This is a genomic window from Pseudonocardia ailaonensis, from assembly GCF_039531635.1.
In the GTDB taxonomy this organism is placed as follows: domain Bacteria; phylum Actinomycetota; class Actinomycetes; order Mycobacteriales; family Pseudonocardiaceae; genus Pseudonocardia; species Pseudonocardia ailaonensis.
Genome location: NZ_BAAAQK010000025.1, coordinates 135,481 through 149,862, shown reverse-complemented (window position 1 = coordinate 149,862; position 14,382 = coordinate 135,481). Strand labels below are relative to the sequence as shown.

The 14,382-nt window shown below is 73.0% G+C and carries 16 protein-coding genes; 7 read left to right on the top strand and 9 right to left on the bottom strand.

Annotated features, from left to right (window positions below; translation table 11 throughout):
- The 3 genes from ABD324_RS29930 to ABD324_RS29920 form a co-directional block, all read right to left on the bottom strand.
- Complete coding sequence (locus ABD324_RS29930) at window positions 1–762, bottom strand: citryl-CoA lyase (RefSeq protein ID WP_344424643.1); 762 nt, start codon at window positions 760–762, stop codon at window positions 1–3.
- Window positions 759–1,886 (bottom strand): CaiB/BaiF CoA transferase family protein, encoded by a 1,128-nt coding sequence (locus ABD324_RS29925; RefSeq protein WP_344424641.1) that lies wholly within the window; start codon window positions 1,884–1,886, stop codon window positions 759–761. The genes ABD324_RS29930 and ABD324_RS29925 overlap by 4 nt, the downstream gene beginning before the upstream one ends.
- A 175-nt stretch (window positions 1,887–2,061) precedes the next feature.
- On the bottom strand, window positions 2,062–2,865 hold the full coding sequence (locus tag ABD324_RS29920) for an IclR family transcriptional regulator domain-containing protein (RefSeq protein ID WP_344424638.1): 804 nt from the start codon (window positions 2,863–2,865) through the stop codon (window positions 2,062–2,064).
- 93 nt (window positions 2,866–2,958) lie between these two features.
- On the opposite strand from ABD324_RS29920, the gene ABD324_RS29915 reads away from it, so the two are divergent.
- Complete coding sequence (locus ABD324_RS29915; protein ID WP_344424635.1) at window positions 2,959–4,368, top strand: amidohydrolase family protein; 1,410 nt, start codon at window positions 2,959–2,961, stop codon at window positions 4,366–4,368.
- A 199-nt stretch (window positions 4,369–4,567) separates the two neighbouring features.
- On the opposite strand, the gene ABD324_RS29910 is transcribed toward ABD324_RS29915, so the two are convergent.
- Window positions 4,568–5,479, bottom strand: coding sequence for an SDR family oxidoreductase (locus ABD324_RS29910; protein ID WP_344424633.1), 912 nt, complete (start codon window positions 5,477–5,479; stop codon window positions 4,568–4,570).
- Between the two features lie 94 nt (window positions 5,480–5,573).
- Between ABD324_RS29910 and ABD324_RS29905 the strand changes: the two genes are divergently transcribed.
- Window positions 5,574–6,236, top strand: a complete 663-nt coding sequence (locus tag ABD324_RS29905) for a TetR/AcrR family transcriptional regulator (RefSeq protein ID WP_344424631.1) — start codon at window positions 5,574–5,576, stop codon at window positions 6,234–6,236.
- Between the two features lie 203 nt (window positions 6,237–6,439).
- Here the strand turns inward: ABD324_RS29905 and ABD324_RS29900 are convergent, their stop codons facing one another.
- Window positions 6,440–6,610: a hypothetical protein gene (locus ABD324_RS29900; protein ID WP_344424629.1), complete on the bottom strand. Its 171-nt coding sequence runs from the start codon at window positions 6,608–6,610 to the stop codon at window positions 6,440–6,442.
- A gap of 135 nt (window positions 6,611–6,745) precedes the next feature.
- A complete protein-coding gene (locus ABD324_RS29895; RefSeq protein ID WP_344424627.1) occupies window positions 6,746–8,773 on the bottom strand; it encodes an NAD(+) synthase in 2,028 nt (675 codons plus the stop codon).
- Between the two features lie 104 nt (window positions 8,774–8,877).
- Here ABD324_RS29895 and ABD324_RS29890 point away from each other — a divergent pair, with 104 nt between their 5' ends.
- Window positions 8,878–9,552, top strand: a complete 675-nt coding sequence (locus tag ABD324_RS29890; RefSeq protein ID WP_344424624.1) for a GntR family transcriptional regulator — start codon at window positions 8,878–8,880, stop codon at window positions 9,550–9,552.
- On the opposite strand, the gene ABD324_RS29885 is transcribed toward ABD324_RS29890, so the two are convergent.
- Window positions 9,542–10,507: an SDR family NAD(P)-dependent oxidoreductase gene (locus ABD324_RS29885; RefSeq protein ID WP_344424621.1), complete on the bottom strand. Its 966-nt coding sequence runs from the start codon at window positions 10,505–10,507 to the stop codon at window positions 9,542–9,544. The two genes, ABD324_RS29890 and ABD324_RS29885, sit on opposite strands and share 11 nt — an antisense overlap.
- 130 nt (window positions 10,508–10,637) lie before the next feature.
- Here ABD324_RS29885 and ABD324_RS29880 point away from each other — a divergent pair, with 130 nt between their 5' ends.
- Window positions 10,638–11,210: a TetR/AcrR family transcriptional regulator gene (locus tag ABD324_RS29880; protein ID WP_344424618.1), complete on the top strand. Its 573-nt coding sequence runs from the start codon at window positions 10,638–10,640 to the stop codon at window positions 11,208–11,210.
- A gap of 38 nt (window positions 11,211–11,248) precedes the next feature.
- Here ABD324_RS29880 and ABD324_RS29875 read toward each other — a convergent pair whose 3' ends face one another.
- Window positions 11,249–11,686 carry a DnaJ family domain-containing protein gene (locus ABD324_RS29875; RefSeq protein ID WP_344424615.1) on the bottom strand — a complete coding sequence of 146 codons (438 nt, stop codon included), beginning with the start codon at window positions 11,684–11,686 and terminating at the stop codon, window positions 11,249–11,251.
- Between the two features lie 49 nt (window positions 11,687–11,735).
- Between ABD324_RS29875 and ABD324_RS29870 the strand changes: the two genes are divergently transcribed.
- Window positions 11,736–12,230 (top strand): pyridoxamine 5'-phosphate oxidase family protein, encoded by a 495-nt coding sequence (locus tag ABD324_RS29870; protein WP_344424612.1) that lies wholly within the window; start codon window positions 11,736–11,738, stop codon window positions 12,228–12,230.
- A 29-nt stretch (window positions 12,231–12,259) separates the two neighbouring features.
- Complete coding sequence (locus ABD324_RS29865) at window positions 12,260–12,895, top strand: DUF937 domain-containing protein (protein ID WP_344424610.1); 636 nt, start codon at window positions 12,260–12,262, stop codon at window positions 12,893–12,895.
- 137 nt (window positions 12,896–13,032) lie between these two features.
- Here the strand turns inward: ABD324_RS29865 and ABD324_RS29860 are convergent, their stop codons facing one another.
- Window positions 13,033–13,317, bottom strand: a complete 285-nt coding sequence (locus ABD324_RS29860) for a putative quinol monooxygenase (RefSeq protein ID WP_344424607.1) — start codon at window positions 13,315–13,317, stop codon at window positions 13,033–13,035.
- 71 nt (window positions 13,318–13,388) lie between these two features.
- Here ABD324_RS29860 and ABD324_RS29855 point away from each other — a divergent pair, with 71 nt between their 5' ends.
- Window positions 13,389–14,378 carry a TIGR03617 family F420-dependent LLM class oxidoreductase gene (locus ABD324_RS29855; RefSeq protein WP_344424604.1) on the top strand — a complete coding sequence of 330 codons (990 nt, stop codon included), beginning with the start codon at window positions 13,389–13,391 and terminating at the stop codon, window positions 14,376–14,378.
- The last annotated feature ends 4 nt before the right edge of the window (window positions 14,379–14,382 follow it).

Sequence of the window (14,382 nt, the reverse complement as noted above, 5' to 3'; positions counted from 1 at the left end):
TCAGTTCGGCTGCGGCGGAACCGGCTTGTTGTTCAGATCGACGGACAGGAAGATCTCGTTCGCCACGGGATTGCGCAGCTCCTCGGCGAGCTGGCCGATCAGCCCGGCGGTGCGGGCGAGGAGGGCGAAGCCGCGCAACAGCTCCAGCGGCAGCCCGAGATCGGCGAGCACGGCGCCGCAGGTCCCGGCGCCGTTGAGCGGCAACGTCTTCCCCAGCACCTGGGGGTGCACGCGGCCGATCGCGGCGAACAGCTCCAGGTGCGGGCCGACGAGCCCCTCCTCCTCGGCGATCGCGTAGAGCCGCGGGGTGCGGGGGTCCCCGTCCTTGTGGACGTGGTGGCCGAGGCCGGGCACGAACCGGCCTGCCGCCTTCTCGCGGCGGACGACCTCCAGGGCGATCTCGTCCACCGGCCCGTCGCCCAGGTTCTCGTGCAGGAAGCGACCGCAGTCCTCCGTGACGCCGAGGAACCGCGAGCCGCCGCCGAGCAGGCCGGCCGCGAGCGCGCCCTGCACGGAGTCCGGCGCCGACAGGTAGGTGAGCCGGGTGACGATCGCGGTGGGGGTGAAGCCGTGATCGGCCAGGGCGGCGAGGACGGCCTCGAACAGCCGCGTCTCGCCGGGGGTGGGGCGCCGCTGGGTGGCGAGCCAGAAGGCGAGCTCCCCGAACCCGACCGTGCCCATGACGTCGTCGGCAAGGTCGGTGCCCAGCAACGTGATCCGCTCGCGGGAGGCCGCGCCCAGGGCGGTGGGGTACTCGGTCATCGTGACAGCCAGTCCCTGAGCTCGGTGCCGTGCTCGTCGAGCCCGGGCGGGGGCAGCCTGTGGACGGCCGGGGTGGCGGAGAAGCGGATCGGGTGCCGGGTGGTGGGGATCCCCCCGACGTCCACGACGGGATCCAGCCCGAAGCGCTCGGCCATCGCGAACCCCTTGTCGATCGTCTGGATCGGGCCGCTGGGCACGCCGGCCGCGGTGAGCAGCTCGAACCACTCCACCGCGCCCCGGCGGGCCAGTGCCTCGACCAGGATGGGCCGGAGCTCCTCGCGGCGCTCGGTGCGGATCTCGTTGCGGGGGAAGCGTTCCGCGATCTCCGGAATGTCCAGGACCTCGCAGAGCGCGCGGAACTGGCGGTCGTTCGCGGCGGCGACGATCAGGTCGTCGTCGGCCGTGGGGAGCGCTTCGTAGGGGAAGACGCTCGGGTGCGCGTTGCCCATCCGGAAGGGCACGGTGCCGCTCGCGACCCACGCCGAACTGTGGTTGACCAGCCCGGTCAGCGCCGAGGAGAGCAGGTTGACCTCGACGTGCTGGCCCTCCCCGGTGCGGTCCCGGTGGCGCAGCGCGGCGAGGATGCCGATGGTGGCGTGGTTGCCGGCCATCACGTCGAACACGGAGATGCCGGCGCGGAAGGGCTCGCCCGCGGGGTCGCCGGTGAGACTCATCAGGCCGGACATGGCCTGCACCATCAGGTCGTAGCCGGGGACGTGCGCGCCCGCCCCGGAGCCGAACCCGCTGATGGACGCGTAGACGATCTTCTCGTTCGTCGCGCGCACGGTGTCGAAGTCCAGGCCGTACTTGGCCATGCCACCGGGCTTGAGGTTCTCGATGAGGACGTCCGCGCGGCGGGCGAGCTCGCGGGCGACCTCCCGGTCGGCCTCCTCGCCCAGATCCAGTGCGATCGAGCGCTTCCCGCGGTTGATGCCCAGGTAGTAGGTGGACACGCCGTCGCGGTGCGGTGGGCTCCAGGTGCGGGTGTCGTCGCCGCCGGGCCCCTCGACCTTGACGACGTCCGCGCCCATGTCGGCGAGCAGCATCGTGGCGTACGGGCCGGCGAGGATGCGGGAGAAGTCGGCGACCAGCAGCCCGGCGAGGGGCCCCTCCGTACTCGGCATGCACACTCCGTCCGCCCACCGGACATTCGTCCGAACCCGAGCCTGCCCTCGGTGGCCTCCGCGGTCAAGCCGCGTCCTGCATCCACGACGCGCGTGGACGGCCGTCGAGTTCGCGTTATGGATCCATAGCGCGATTCTCGGCCGCCTCTGACCGCGTCATGGATCCATAACGCGGTCAGGCGGTGGAGATGTGGGGGACCGTCTGCAGGCGGGCGAAGTCCGCGCTGATCTCGCCCGCGGTGTGCAGCAGGAGCGGGAGGTGGTGCTCCAGGAGGTGCTCGACCGTCGTCTCGGCGGCGTGGGTGTTGACGTTGACGCCGGCGATCACCCGGCCGGACCCGTCCCGCAGGGGTGCCGCGACCGAGCGGATGCCGAGGGTGAGCTGCTCGTCGGTCAGTGCCCAGCCGCGGGCGCGCACCTCGCGCAGCGCGGCGTCCCGTTCGGTGCGGTCCGGCTGCCAGCGGGGGACGAGCCCGGAGCGGGTGGGCTCGGCGAGCACGCGGTCCAGCTCGTCCAGGGGCAGGGCCGCGAGCTGCACCTTCCCGAGCGAGGTCTGCAGCGCGGGGAACCGGGTGCCGATCTGCACGGCCAGCGACACGATCTTCGGCACGGACACCCGGGCCACGTAGACGATGTCCGAGCCGTCGAGCTGGGCGATCGAGCAGGACTCGTTCGTCCGCTCGGACAGCCGCTCGAGGTGCGGGCGGGCCACCTCCCAGAGCCCGGCCGAGCGCACGTAGGCGACGCCGAGATCGAGCACCCGCGGCGTCAGCGCGTACCCGCCGCGCTCCTCGACCCGGACGTAGCCCAGCTCCCGCAGGGTCAGCAGGATCCGGCGCGCGGTCGGCCTGGCCAGCCCCGCGGCCGTCGCCACCTCGGCCAGGGTCATCACCGGCCGGCCGGGACGGAACACCGTGATCACCTCGAGGCCGCGGGCCAGCGCCTCGATGAAGTCCGGGCCGGTGCCCTCGCGCGGCATGCAGTTCCCCCGTTGACACGTCCGACGTGACTGCACGACAGTAGCGCCCGACCGTCTGGCGGACGAGGGTCCGTATCGCGAAGGGGCGAGAAGATGTCGGTGGTCCTGCGCAATGGCACGGTGCTCACGATCGACGACCGCAGCCGGGTGCTCACCGGCCACGACGTGCTCGTCACGGACGACCGGATCGCCGCGATCGGCGAGCGCCTCCCCGTGCCCGACGGGACCGAGGAGATCGATGCCACCGGCGGCATCGTCATGCCCGGCATGATCGACACCCACCGGCACATGTGGCAGACGGCGATGCGCGGCTACGGCGCCGACTGGACCCTGACGCAGTACTTCGTCTGGTACTACCTGGAGCACGGGCGGAGGTTCCGGCCCGAGGACGTGTACGCGGGCAACCTGGTCGCGGCGCTGGAGGCGCTCGACGCGGGCGTGACGACCACCGTGGACTGGTCGCACGGGCTGCGGACGGTCGACCACGCGGACGCCGCCGTCGACGCCCTGGCCGCGGTTCCCGGCCGGTTCGTCCTGGCCTACGGCAACATCCAGGACGCGCCCGCGACCTGGACCGCCGCGCCGGAGTTCCGGGACTTCCTCACCCGCCGGGCGGGGGACCTCGAGCGGATCCAGCTGGCCTTCGACGTCACCGGGGATCCGGCGTTCCCCGAGAAGCCGGCGTTCGAGGTGGCCCGCGAGCTGGGGCTGCCGGTGTCGACGCACGCCGGGGTGTGGGGCGCGACGAACGACGACGGCATCCGGCTCATGCACGACCACGGCTTCATGACGCCCGAGACGGTCTACGTCCACGCCGCGACGCTGTCCGCGGACTCGTACCAGCGCATCGCCGCCACCGGCGGGTCCGTGTCGGTGTCGACGGAGAGCGAGCAGAGCGCCGGGCAGGGCTATCCGCCCACCTGGGCGCTGCGCAAGCACGGGATCCCCGTGTCGCTGTCGATGGACACGTCGGTGTGGTGGAGCGGGGACCTGTTCTCGGCGATGCGGTCGACGCTGGGCGCGGACCGCTCGCGCGAGCACCTGGAGGCGCACGCCCGCACCGACACCGTGACCCACGCGGCGCTGCGGGCGGAGCACGTGGTCGAGTGGGCGACCCGCGGCGGCGCCCACGCGCTCGGCCGCGACGACCTGGGCCGCCTCGAGGTGGGCCGGAAGGCCGACGTCGTACTGATCAAGAACGACCACTCGCCGGTGATGTTCCCGCTGCTCAACCCCTACGGCCACGTCGCGTTCCAGGCCCAGCGCGGCGACGTCCACACGGTGCTGGTGGACGGCCGGATCGTGAAGCGGGACAGCCGGCTCGTGGACGTCGACCTCGCGGCGGCGCAGGTGGCCGTCGAGCGGACGGTGGAGCACCTGCGCGCGGAGATCGGCGAACAGGCGTGGGTCGCCGGCATGAACCCGGAGGTCCCGGAGACCAAGCTGCTCGACAACCCGTACACCTACACGGACTACCGCAGCGCCGGCACCCACGGCGGCTGACCGCCTCGCATCTCTCTCCCCCCGCGAGTCGGCACTTTCGGGAGGCCGAATGTGACGTTCGCGCGTCGTCAGTTCGGGAGCGCGAGCCGGCCTCCTCTTCGCGGGTCGGCATGCGTCGACGCCGACGGGGACGTCTGCGCGTCGTCAGCGTGTGACACGGCCTCCGAGAAGTGCCGACTCGCGGAGGTTCGGGGCCATCTCAGACCAGGGCGGGGAGGCGGACGCCCGTGAGCTGCTCGGATGCAGTCCACAGGCGGTCGGCGACGGCGGTGTTGCGGCCCTGGCGCGGGAGCCTGACCTGGCCCGCCGGGCCCACCATGCCGAAACGGCCGGTGGGGCCGAAGTAGGCGCCGTTCGCGGCCGTGGGATCGGTGATCGCGACGAGCAACGGCTCGGTGCCCTGCTCGACCTCCTGGGACGGGACGAAGCTCGGTGCGTTGCTCAGCAGCGACCCGCGCTTGCCACCGCCGAGGTTCGCCCCGGCCGTCTGCAGGTTGGTGTGGGTGTAGCCGGGGTGGGCGCCGATGCTGCGCAGCGTCCAGGCGCGCTCGCGGGCGATCGCGGCGAGGCGCTGCGTCATGAGCATGTTCGCGAGCTTGGACTGGGCGTAGGCGAACATCGGCGAGTAGCGGCGCTCCCACTGCAGGTCGTCGAACCGGATGCGCCCGAAGCTCGCCACGCCGCTGCTCATGGTGACGATGCGCGGTTCGGCCGCCCGCAGGACGAGCGGGAGCAGGCGCAGGGTCAGCGCGAACGGGCCGAGGTGGTTCGAGCCGAACTGCAGCTCGAAGCCGTCCGCGGTGGTGAGGCGCTGTGGCGGGGCCATCACGCCGGCGTTGTTGACGAGGACGTCGAGCGGCACGTCGTCGGCGATCAGGCCCTCGGCGAACTCCTGCACGGACGCGAGATCGGCCAGGTCGATCCGGCGGATCTCCAGGCTCGCGCCGGGATGGGCGGCCAGGATCTCGGCCTTCGCGGCCTCGCCCTTCTCCGGTGTGCGGACGCCCATGATCACGTGGGCGCCCGCGGCCGCGAGGCGCTTCGTGGCCTCCTTGCCGGTACCGCTGTTCGCGCCGGTGACGACGATGCGCCTACCGCTCTGGTCGTTCATTGTCTGACTCCCATCGGACCGGTGGTCTGTTATTGACGACGGTAACGGACCGATGGTCCTTTATCAAGGGACCGGCGGTCTGTAATATCGGGGCGTGGGTTTCCAGCGGGCGCGCAGCCCGGAGCAACGGGAGGAGCGGCGGCGGTCGATCCTCGACACCGCCGCGGCGATGCTGCGCGAGATGCCGGTGGCGGAGCTGTCGCTCAACGAGCTATCCCGGCGGGTGGGGCTCGCGAAGTCGAACGTGTTGCGCTACTTCGACTCCCGTGAGGCCGTCCTGCTCGAGTTGCTGACGGCGGAGTGGGCGGCCTGGCGGGTCGACGCCGGCGCGGCGCTCGCCGCGGGCCCCCGAGGCGCCGTCGAGGAGCGGTGCGAGCAGGTCGCCGCGGTGCTCGCCGAGAGCCTCCACGCCCGTCCGGTGTTGTGCGATCTCGCCGGCGCGCAGGCGTCGGTGCTGGAGCGGAACGTGTCGGCCGAGGTGGCGGCCCGGTTCAAGCGGACGGTCGTCGTCGAGGTGATGGAGTTCGCCGGGCTCGTGCGGGGGTGCATCCCGGAGCTGTCGGAGCAGTCGGCGTTCGAGTTCGCGGGGGCGGCGACGATCTCGGCGGGGGCGCTGTGGGGGCACTGTCGGCCGTCCGCCGCGATGCTGGAGGCGTACGCGGCGGATCCGGAGCTGGCGGCGATGCGGCTGGACTTCGTGACGACGCTGCAGGGCCTGCTCGCCGTGCTGTTGCGGGGGTTCCTGGTGCGGGGGTGAGCTCCGACCGGCCGTGGAGTGTCCCGCCGGCTCGGGTCGTCGTCGCGCGGGACGCGTCGTGGCGGGGAGCTCCGGATCGGTACCCCGCCGGCGTCGCAGATGTGTGTTTCGGACTACCGAAAGTGCCGACTCGCGGGTGGGTGGGGTGGGGGCGCGGCTGCTGACGCCGGACGGCGGGGCAGGGTTCCTCGGGTGTCAGGAGCTCATCGGTGCCGGGTGAACAGGCTCCTGAGCAGCGCGAACAGGCCGGGACGCGGTTCGGCCGGGCGGTGGGTGCGCGCGAGGTAGCGCGGCGCGGCGTAGGGCTCGCGTGCGTTCCAGCCCCAGCCGGTGACGCCTCCCGTGCGGCCGTCGTCCGTGGCGTCGCCGGTCATCGCGTTCCCCTCCCGTTCGGGCCTTCGCGGGGGAGATCGTCACGAGCAGTGAGTCTCGTTACGACGGATGGCCCAACCGGGGTGGGGGATACGCAAAATTGATGACGCCGGTCGGGTGAGGGTGGTCGCGGAGCGTCAGGATTCGGGGACCTCGCGACGGATCTCGTCGATCCAGATCCGGGCGGACATGTCGCTCGGCGCGCGCCAGTCGCCGCGGGGCGAGAGCGATCCGCCCGCGGAGACCTTCGGGCCGTTCGGGAGCGCGCTGCGCTTGAACTGGCTGAAGGAGAAGTAGCGCTGCGCGAACACCTCCGACCACTTCCGGATGTCCGCCATCGTGAACACGCCGCGCTTCTCGGGCGGGAAGCCGACGGGCCAGTCGCCCCGGTCGACGTCGCCCCAGGCGTGGTGGGCCAGGAAGGCGATCTTCGACGGGCGCATGCCCCAGCGCAGGTAGTGGAACAACGTGAAGTCCTGCAACGGGTAGGGGCCGACCTTGGCCTCGGAGCTCTGGACCTGGTCGCCGGGCACCAGCTCGGGGGTGATCTCGGTGTCCAGGACGTCCGTGAGCACCGCGCCCACCTCGTCGTCGAACTGCTTGGAGGAGGCGACCCAGCGGATCAGGTGCTGGATCAGGGTCTTGGGCACGCCGCCGTTGACGTTGTAGTGCGACATCTGGTCGCCGACACCGTAGGTGGACCAGCCGAGCGCGAGCTCGGAGAGGTCGCCGGTGCCGAGCACGATCCCGTTGCGCTGGTTGGCCGCGCGGAACAGGTAGTCGGTGCGGAGTCCGGCCTGGACGTTCTCGAACGTGACGTCGTAGACGGGTTCGCCCGAGGAGAACGGGTGCCCGAGGTTGCGCAGCATGAGCCGCGCCGTCTCGGTGATGTCGAGCTCCTCGAACGTGATGCCGAGGGCCTCGGCGAGCCGCCACGCGTTGCCCTTGGTGCGATCGCCCGTGGCGAAGCCGGGCAGCGTGAAGCCGAGGATGTCCGTGCGCGGGCGGCCGGCGCGGTCCATCGCGCGGGCCGCCACGATCAGGGCGTGCGTGGAGTCGAGCCCGCCGGACACGCCGATGACGACCTTGGGTTGGCCGATCGCGCGCAGGCGCTGCTCCAGGCCGCTGACCTGGATGTTGTAGGCCTCGTAGCAGTCCAGCTCGAGGCGCGTCTCGTCCGCGGGGACGAACGGGAAGCGCTCGATCTCGCGCTTCAGGCCCAGGTCCGTGCGGGGCGGGTCGAGGCGGAACTCGATCGTGCGGGTGACGGGCTCGTGGTGGCGCCGGTTGTCGTCGAACGTGCCCATCCGCAGCCGCTCGGCACGCAGCAGGTCGAGATCGACGTCGGCCACCGACTGACGCGGGCCCTGGGGGAAGCGCTCGGTCTCGGCCAGCAGCGCGCCGTTCTCGTAGATCATCGTCTGGCCGTCCCAGGACAGGTCCGTGGACGACTCGCCCTCGCCCGCCGCGGCGTAGGCGTAGGCGGCGAGGCAGCGCGAGGAAGCGCTGCGGCACAACAGCTTCCGGTCCTCGGCGCGGCCGACGGTGATCGGGCTGCCCGAGAGGTTCGCGAGCACCGTGGCGCCCGCCAGCGCCGCCTCCGCGGACGGCGGGATCGGCACCCACATGTCCTCGCAGACCTCGGCGTGGAGCACGAAGCCGGGGACGTCCGTCGCCTCGAACAGCAGGTCGGGTCCGAAGGGGACGTCCGCGCCGCCGACCCGGATGGTGCCGCGCGCGTCGTCGCCGGGCGCGACCTGGCGGCGCTCGTAGAACTCGCGGTAGGTGGGCAGGTAGGACTTGGGCGCGACCCCGAGGATCCGCCCCTTGTGGACGACCACGGCGCAGTTGTGGATGCGGTGCCGGTACCGAAGCGGTGCGCCGACGACGAGCACCGGCAGCAGGTCGGCGGAGCCGGCGACGACCTCGTCGAGGGCCTGCTCCACGGCGTCGAGCAGGGTGTCCTGCAGGAGGATGTCCTCCAGCGAGTACCCGGAGAGGGTGAGCTCGGGGAAGATCGCGAGGCCCACGCCGTCCGCGTGCAGGGCGCGCGCGGTCTCGAGGACCGCTGCGGCGTTGGCCGCGGGCTCCGCGATCGTCGTGCGGATCGTGCAGGCCGCGACGCGCAGGAAACCGTGCCGGTAGGCCGAGAAGAACTGCTCCACGGGGCCATCCTGCCTGGTCCGGTCCCCGCCGCGCCCGACCGGTCGTGAGTGGCGATCCTTGCTCTGGCGACGATCGCCACTCACGGGGTGGTTACCCTCGGCGCGTGTCCCTCCCCGCCGGCGTGCCGGAACGGCGCCAGCTCTCGGAGCACGTCGCGGCCGAGGTGCGCGAGGCGATCATGTCCGGGGAGCTGCGCGGGGCGGACTACCTGCGCACGGAACAGCTGGCCGAACGGCTCGGGGTGAGCGCGACGCCGGTCCGTGAGGCGCTGATGGTGCTGCACAGCGAGGGTGCGGTGCGCTGGGAGCCCCGGCGCGGGTTCCGGGTGGTGCCGCTGACCGGCCGGGACGTCACGGACATGTTCGCCGTGGCGGCCTTCATCGAGGGCGAGCTGGCGGCCCGGGCGGTCGCGCTGCTCGACGATCCCGCCGTCGGTGCGCTGCACCGCCGTCAGGAGGAGCTCGCCGCCGCGGCCGCGGCCGGGGATCCCGACGAGGTGCTGCGGATCAACCACGACATCCACGCCGCGATCAACCGGCCGGGCCTGTCCGCCCGGCTGCAGACGCAGCTCGCCCTGTCGCTGCGGTACGTCCCGCGCGGGCACTACGCGCAGGTCGGGGGCTGGGTCGAGGCCTCCGTCACCGACCACGTCCCGGTGCTGGCCGCGCTGGCCGCCCGCGACCCCGACAGGGCGCGGACGGCCATGCGCGACCACATGCTGCACATCGGGGAGCTGCTGCGCGCCCACCTGGAGCGCGTGGGGGTGTTCAGCTCCTGAGCGTGGCGACCGACAGGTCCCAGAGCCGCTCGGCGGCCTCCGGGTCCAGCGCGTAGGGGGCCACGCCGCGGCCGTAGGCGCCGGTCGCGGGCAGGGCTTCGGCGCAGTCCTCGAAGTAGCGCCCGCCGATGCCCTCCACCAGCGGCGACGCCGCCAGCAGGACGCTCGTGGCCGCCCCCTGCTCCGGGGTCTTCCAGCCGACCGCGCCGGCCCGCTCCTCCATCGCGTCGAGCGCGGCGCGGTCGAGGTGGCGCTGCAGGCCGCTGCGGATCCCGCCCGGCATGACGGCGTTGACGTGGATGCCGTCGCCCGCCCACCGGCGGTTGGCCTCGACGGCGAACAGCACGTTCGCCGTCTTCGACTGCCCGTAGGCCAGCCACGGGTCGTACGGGCGGCCGTGGAAATGGATGTCGTCGAACGTCACCGGCGCGCGCAGGTGCGCGCCCGACGACACGGAGACGACGCGGGCGCCGTCCGCGGCGACCAGGGCCGGGAACAGGCCCGTGGCCAGCGCGAAGTGGCCGAGGTGGTTGGTGGCGAACTGCAGCTCCCAGTGCTCGGGCGTCCTGGTGAGCGGGGTGGCCATCACGCCGGCGTTGTTCACCAGCATGTGCAGCGGGCCGTCCCAGTTGGCGACGAACGCCCGGATGGACGTCCGGTCGGCCAGGTCGAGGCGGGCCACCGAGACGAAGTCGTTGCCGGTGGACTCCGTGATCGCGGCGGCCGTCGCGGCGCCCGCGTCCAGGTCGCGGACGGCGAGCGTGACGCAGGCGCCGGCCGCGGCCAGCGCGCGGGCGGTCTCGATGCCGATGCCCGAGGCGGCGCCGGTGACGACCGCGCGGCGGCCGGTGAGGTCCAGGCCGGCGACGACCTCGGTGGCGGTGGTGTCGGCCCCGAAGGGGCTGGTGAAACGGCGGGACAGGGAGAGCGTGGGGGTGGTGAGGAGGGTGGTCACGAGGTCTCCTTCACGGTCGTGACGCGAGAATCGCGCGTAGAGTGCAACCGGAGCTGCCTCCGTTCGAACCCGCGGTAAGCGGAGGCTGTTCCGCTTGCGGAGAGATAGTGACGCGCGTCACTATCAGGAGGTGGAACCGGTGATCGAGGAGAAGCGGCTGCGGGCGGACGCCCGCCGCAACCGCGACCGGCTGGTCGAGGTGGCCGTCGAGGCCTTCTCGCGTCCGGACGGCGACGTGACGCTCGAGGCGATCGCGAAGGCGGCCGGCGTCGGCATCGGCACCCTCTACCGGCACTTCCCCACCCGCGAGGCGCTGGTCGAGGCCGCGTACCGCTCCGAGGTCGCCCGGCTGTGCGACGCCGTGCCGGGCCTGTTGGAGAGCTACGCGCCGGACAAGGCGATGCGGATCTGGATGGACCGCTTCGTGGACTACATGACGGCCAAGCGCGGGATGGCGGACACGCTGCGCGCGATCGTCGCCTCCGGCGGCAACCCGTTCGCCGAGACGAAGGCGCGGATGCGCGAGGCGGCGGGCTCGCTGGTCTCCGCGGGCGCCGAGGCCGGCACCCTTCGTGGCGACGTCGATCCGCAGGACGTGATCGCGGCGCTCGTCGGCGTGACGCTCTCGGCGGGTGGGCCCGAGCAGCGCGACCAGGCGGGGCGGCTGCTCGACCTGATCATGGACGGGCTGCGGGCGCGCTGATCGGGGAGCACCCGCTCCGGTGACTCACCGGCGCTGACTCACCGGCGCCGCCTCCTCCTCGGAGCCTCCTGCGCCCGGGCCTGCCGCAGCGCCTCGCCGCGCTCCGCGCGCCGGGTACGCCAGGCCTCGATCACGGGACCGGGCTCCACCTTCCGCAGCGGCAGCCGGGGGCCTTCGGGATTGCGGATGTGCTCGGCGATCCGGGCGTTGAGGTCCGCGACGACCCGGCGGACCGACTCCTCGGTCGGCAGGTCGCGCACGGTCTCGGGCAGCCGCTCGGTCTCCTTCCGCAGCTGGACGGCGACGGGCAGCAGGGCGTCCGCAGGCAGACCCTCGCGCTCGACGTACCGGCGCACCCACCAGTCCTCGCCGCCCTCGAACCGCGGCAACGGCTTGCCCTTGCCGGGCAGGTCGTCGAACTCGCCGCGCTCGGTGGCCTCCCGGATGGCCTTCTCCACCGCCGACTCCCAGGGCATACCCCGACGGTAGGCGATGAGTCCCGCGCGCGCCGCCGGTCAGAGGGGTATGCAGACCGAACTGGACGGCCGCTACAGCGATCCGACGGCCGCGGCGACGCCGTGGGACACCGCCCGCGAGCGGCTGGCCGCGGCCCCGCTCTACTGGGTCTCGACGGTCCGCCCGGACCGCCGCCCGCACGTCACGCCCCTGATCGCGGTGTGGCACGCCGGCGCCCTGCACTTCTGCACGGGCGCGGGCGAGCGGAAGGCCCGCAACCTCGCCGGCAACCCCGGCTGCGTGGTGACGACCGGGACGAACGCCCTGCGCGAGGGCCTCGACGTCGTCGTCGAGGGGACCGCGCAGCGCGTCACCGATCCCGCCCGGCTCCAGGAGGTCGCCGACGCCTACGTGGCGAAGTACGGCGAGGAGTGGCACTTCGACGTGTCGCCGGACGGCACGTTCGCCGGGGACGGCGGTCCCGCCCTGGTCTACGCGGTCGCGCCGGAGACGGCGTTCGCCTTCGCCAAGGGGCGGTACGGGCAGACCCGCTACTCCTTCTGAAAGCCCCGGGTCAGCGCTACTGTCCGGCCATGAGCCCTGTCGACGAGATCCTCTCCCAGGTGCCGCTCGGCGCCCTCGCGGCCCAGCTGGGCGTGGACGAGGCCACCGCGGAGCACGCCGCCCGCCAGGCCCTGCCGGCGCTGCTCGGCGGGATCCAGGCCAACGCCGAGGACCCGGCCCGCGCTGCGTCCTTCGCCCAGGCCGTCCAGCAGCACGACGGCGGGCTGATCGACGGCGGCGTGGACCTCGGCCAGGTCGACACCGCGGACGGCGACAAGATCGTCGGGCACGTGTTCGGCGACCAGCGGGACCTGGTCGTCAACCAGCTCGGGGGGATCGGCCCGCTCGGCGGGGCACCCGCCGGGGACGCGCCGGTGGGTGCGCAGGGAGCCCTGGGCGGGCTCGGCGGCTCCGGCCTGATCGGGAAGCTGCTGCCGCTGCTGGCCCCGATCGTCATGTCCTACCTGGCCAAGAAGATGAGCGGCGGCGGCGCGGGCAGCGGCTCGCTCCCGGGTGCCGCGCCCGGCGCGGGCGGCGGCCTCGGCGACCTGCTCGGCGGGATCCTCGGCGGGGGCGCGGGCGGGCAGAGCGGCGCGGGCGGGGGAGTGCTGGGCGGCGGCCTGGGCGACCTGTTGGGTGGCCTGCTCGGCGGCGGCCGCAAGTAACCCGTTCCCGCGAGTCGGTGCGCGGGCGGAGCCCGCCGTCGAGCAGAGCCGGGAGGCCGAAACGCACTCCCACGACGTCGTGGATGTGTGTTTCGGCCTACCGAAAGTGCCGACTCGCGGGTTTTCTCCGTGGTTTCTCAGGCGGGGCCCTCGGAGGCGATCTCGTAGCGGCGGACGTCGGCGTCGAGGATCGCCGTCTCCTGGTCCTGGCTCGGGCCGCTGCCGCGGAAGGCGAGGAGGGGCTCCTCGGCCTCCCAGCGCTCGTAGACGTTCACGCGGGCCGGGTCGGCGGTGTCCGCGGTGATGGTGAAGTCGAGGCAGCCCGCGGCCGCGCGGGCGGACTCGACGACGGCACGGCACTCGGCCACGTAGGCATCCCGGGCGGAGGGGTCGACCAACAGGTGTCCGGCGACGATCAGCATGCCGGGTAGACCGGGCCCGGCGCCGGGACTCATCGTTGACCCGGGCCGCCCGTGCGGGCAGCATCGGCCGGGTGTTGATCGACGGCCGGTTGCGGGACGGGCTGGAGCACGTCGCCGAGGACGCGCGGATCTGCGAGGAGATCGGCTACGACGGCGCCTGGAACAGCGAGAACAAGGCGGACGGCTTCCTGCCGATCACCCTCGCCGCCGAGCACACACAGCGGCTGCAGGTGGGCTCGTCCGTCGCGATCGCCTTCTCCCGCAGCCCGATGACCGTGGCCTACCAGGCGATCGACCTCGCGCGGTACTCCCACGGCCGGTTCGTGCTGGGGCTGGGCAGCCAGATCCGCCCGCACATCACGCGCCGGTTCTCGATGCCCTGGTCGAAGCCGGCCGCGCGGATGAAGGACTTCGTCGCGGCGCTGCGCGCGATCTGGGCGGCCTGGGAGACCGGCGAGCGGCTGCACCACCGCAGCGAGTTCTACGAGCACACGCTCATGACGCCGAACTTCGCCCCGCCGGAGAACCCGTACGGGCCGCCCACGGTGTACCTCGCCGCCGTCGGGCCGCACATGCTGCGCACTACGGCCGAGGTCGCCGACGGGCTGTTCACGCACCCCTTCTGCACCGAGCGGTACCTGCGCGAGGTGATCGTGCCGGAGGTCGCGGCGCACCGGCCCGCGGGAGCGGCGCCGCTGGAGATCGCGCTGTCGGCGTTCGTGGCCCTCGACGAGCCGGACGTCGAGGCCGTCCGCAGGCAGATCTCGTTCTACGGGTCCACGCCCGCGTACAAGCCGGTGCTGGACCTGCACGGCTGGGGCGACCTGCAGGCCGACCTGAACACGCTGTCGAAGCGGGGCCGGTGGGACGAGATGGTCCCGCTGGTCACCGACGAGGTCCTGCACGCCATGTGCTCTGTGGGCACGGAGCAGGAGGTCGCGGCGGACCTGCACCGCCGCTACGGGCAGCTCGCGCACCGGATCAGGTTCAACCGGCCCGGCGACACGGCCGGCCCCGGACGCTTCGCCGGCCTCGTGGAGGCCCTCCGGTCCCTGGGCTGAGCCG

Coding starts and splice junctions, on each gene's coding strand:
- ABD324_RS29930 (WP_344424643.1), bottom strand. CDS start 762: ATGACCGAGTACCCCACCGCCCTGGGCGCGGCCTCCCGCGAGCGGATC.
- ABD324_RS29925 (WP_344424641.1), bottom strand. CDS start 1,886: ATGCCGAGTACGGAGGGGCCCCTCGCCGGGCTGCTGGTCGCCGACTTC.
- ABD324_RS29920 (WP_344424638.1), bottom strand. CDS start 2,865: ATGCCGCGCGAGGGCACCGGCCCGGACTTCATCGAGGCGCTGGCCCGC.
- ABD324_RS29915 (WP_344424635.1), top strand. CDS start 2,959: ATGTCGGTGGTCCTGCGCAATGGCACGGTGCTCACGATCGACGACCGC.
- ABD324_RS29910 (WP_344424633.1), bottom strand. CDS start 5,479: ATGAACGACCAGAGCGGTAGGCGCATCGTCGTCACCGGCGCGAACAGC.
- ABD324_RS29900 (WP_344424629.1), bottom strand. CDS start 6,610: ATGACCGGCGACGCCACGGACGACGGCCGCACGGGAGGCGTCACCGGC.
- ABD324_RS29875 (WP_344424615.1), bottom strand. CDS start 11,686: ATGCCCTGGGAGTCGGCGGTGGAGAAGGCCATCCGGGAGGCCACCGAG.
- ABD324_RS29870 (WP_344424612.1), top strand. CDS start 11,736: ATGCAGACCGAACTGGACGGCCGCTACAGCGATCCGACGGCCGCGGCG.
- ABD324_RS29865 (WP_344424610.1), top strand. CDS start 12,260: ATGAGCCCTGTCGACGAGATCCTCTCCCAGGTGCCGCTCGGCGCCCTC.
- ABD324_RS29860 (WP_344424607.1), bottom strand. CDS start 13,317: ATGCTGATCGTCGCCGGACACCTGTTGGTCGACCCCTCCGCCCGGGAT.